This is a genomic window from Kribbella sp. NPDC050470 (assembly GCF_044458365.1).
Taxonomy (GTDB): domain Bacteria; phylum Actinomycetota; class Actinomycetes; order Propionibacteriales; family Kribbellaceae; genus Kribbella.
The window spans coordinates 45,445-47,963 of the sequence record NZ_JBITHV010000026.1; the positions used below are offsets into that span (position 1 = coordinate 45,445).

The following is a 2,519-nucleotide window of genomic DNA, read 5'->3' on the forward strand; positions in this document are numbered from 1 at the left end:
ACGGGGGTAGGAACCCAAAACGTCTAGGCCACAGACTCTTCACTTTTACGTCACAACGTTGTAACCGTTAGTAGCATGCCAGAGAAGGACATCGATTTACTGCGAAAACGGATCCAGGAGGGAGTTCAGGCAGCCGAGGAACTCGAACGGCTCCTGAAACAAGAAGAACGGGGGAGACGCAAGAGGAATCTCAGGCTGATCAAGGGTGGGGGAATCGGGGGAGCGATCTGGGCCGGCGTGGAGTGGCTGGTCGACCCGCGGAAGATCGCTGTCGGGCTCGCTGCTGCCGTGATTGGCGCCGGCGCCGCGGTCTCCGAGGATCCCGGCTCGCCAGGGTCGGACCCACCTGAGGGGATCCGTCCTCCGGCCGCCGTCAGTCCCTCGACGAAGCCAGCGGTGAAGCCGACCGTGAAGCCGACCGTGAAGCCGAGTCCGCCGAGAACCTCACCTTTGCGGACCCTGGGTAGGAGCAGCACCCCCGTGGCCACTCCACGGAAGACGCCGGCCAGGACCAAGGTGCCTCAGGCGACACCGACCCCGACGCCGTCTGAAACGGCGTCCCCGTCCCTCACCGAGACCGTGACCCCGACCCTGCCTAAGACCTCGACCCTGCCGGCTGCGGCGTGCGTGGTGGACCTCCTGGGGGTGAAGCTGTGCTTGCCGCGCGGTCGATCGTGAACAGTTCCGTGTTCATTGTGGAGCGCGGCGGTGGTGTATGCGCGACGGTAGCCCCGGGCTACCGACACACTCACGCGAGTGGCCGATCGGTGGGTACGTCTGGGGCATCTGGTAACTGCCGGTCGGCTGCACCAGGGGCACCGGAGTCTTGCGGCGTTCGCTGCCGCGTCAGGGATGTCCCGTACGACGCTGGACAGCATCGAGCACGCCAGGAAGTCCTCGTACGATCCAGCCACGTTGGCGAGGCTGGAGGACGCTCTGGGGTGGCGTGCGGGGTCGGTGGAGCGGGTCCTGTCCGGGTTGGACCTGTAGAGGACCCTGATCTCACCGCTGTGGTGAACGCTTGGCCGCGCCTATCGCCTGGATCACGGAGGATGCTGGCGATACTCGCCACCGAAGCTGCACGTACCAAGAACTGGTGATCCTGGGCGCCCTGCCCTGGGGTCACCGTGGAACGATCTGCACAGTCTCCGGGTCGAATGGCACACGGCCCTTCGGCCCACGTCGCAACCGCACCTCGACCAAGGCATCGATGATCGCCCGTTTCCGCGACAACGGCAGCGATCGCCATGCACCTGCGGCCTGGTCCCCGGTGACGCCCTTCACGACCTGATCCTGCCGTCGCGGCGCGATCTTCGCCTCCTCGGTCTTGAGCCGGCCGCGCAGGAGCCGCAGCGTCTCCCGCAGGTCTGCGGGGTCGGCTGTGTCGTCGGTGGCGAAGTCCTCCTTCACGGCCTCGATCCGGTCCCGCAGCGCCTGGACCGCCTGGAGTTGCTTCGGGTCCACTCCCGGGGGTTTCTCCTCGTAGTGCTCGAGCAGAGCTGTGATCGTGGTCTCCGCGTACAGGTCGATTGCTTTGATGTCCCTGGACATGCCGCACTGCCAGCAGATGTACGCGACCCGGCGGCCGTTCTTCTTGCTGGAGGTGACGTTCGATCCCACGGTGACGTCGCATTGGTCGCACAGCGCGAGACCGGTCAGCAGGTGTACCCGATAGGTGGTGGAGTGGTTCGCCCTCCGGGCTGGGTCTTCGAGGATGCGGACGACCTGCTCCCACTTCTCCCGGGGCACGATCGCCGGCCACACAGCCTTGCCTTTGATCTCGCCCTTCAGGGCGCGCAATCCAGCGATGCGCGGGTTGATCACCATCTGGCGGATGATCGACGGTCTCCACGTTCCCCCGCGGACCGTGGGGATCCCCTTGTCGATCGCCTCCCTGGACAGGGAACGCACGTCCTCGCCGGCGATCAACCTGTCTACCCAATCCTCGAGGATCGCCGCCTCTCCTGGTTCGAGCTCGTGGTCGACGGTCCACCCGAACGATCTCCCGCCGCCATGGAACAGTCCCGCTTTGGCTCTGCGTTCCACGTCTTCTTTCACCCGCTCTCCGGTTCGTTCTGCTTCCGCTGCGTCCCAGGCCGCGATCGTCCGCGCTACTGCTCGCCCGTCTGCTTTGGACAGGTCCGCAGTGCCTGACGCCCAGGTGTGGACCGTTACCCGTGCCCGTTCGTGGAGCCTGATGAGGTGTTCCCACTCGAAGGGGCGGCGGGTGAGGCGGGAGTTCGAGTAGGCCAGGATCAGGCTGCCCGGGTCGTCTTCTGCGTCCTGCAGGAGGCGGTCGTAGTCCGGTCTTGATGCTTTACTGAGCGTCGAGGCTCCAGCGTCGTTGTCCACGTAGGGTGGTTCGACGAGCTCGGCCTTCAGTCGTGATGCGAGTTCGCGGCAGGTCTCCTCTTGTCTGCCGACGCCTATCTCGCGGCCTTCTCGGTCGTTGGAGATGCGCAGGTACATGCGGGCTCTCGTCACAACTCGATACTATGCCTTGCGTGATGTGCGTCGGG

The 2,519-nt window shown here is 65.3% G+C and carries 1 protein-coding gene; it reads right to left on the reverse strand.

All coding sequences use genetic code 11. The features are described 5' to 3' along the window. Positions 1–1,122 precede the first annotated feature (1,122 nt). The gene (locus tag ACIBGM_RS45110) at positions 1,123–2,484 is read right to left on the reverse strand and encodes a recombinase family protein (protein ID WP_396389117.1); all 1,362 of its coding nucleotides are present in this window, start codon (positions 2,482–2,484) and stop codon (positions 1,123–1,125) included. Positions 2,485–2,519: the final 35 nt, after the last annotated feature.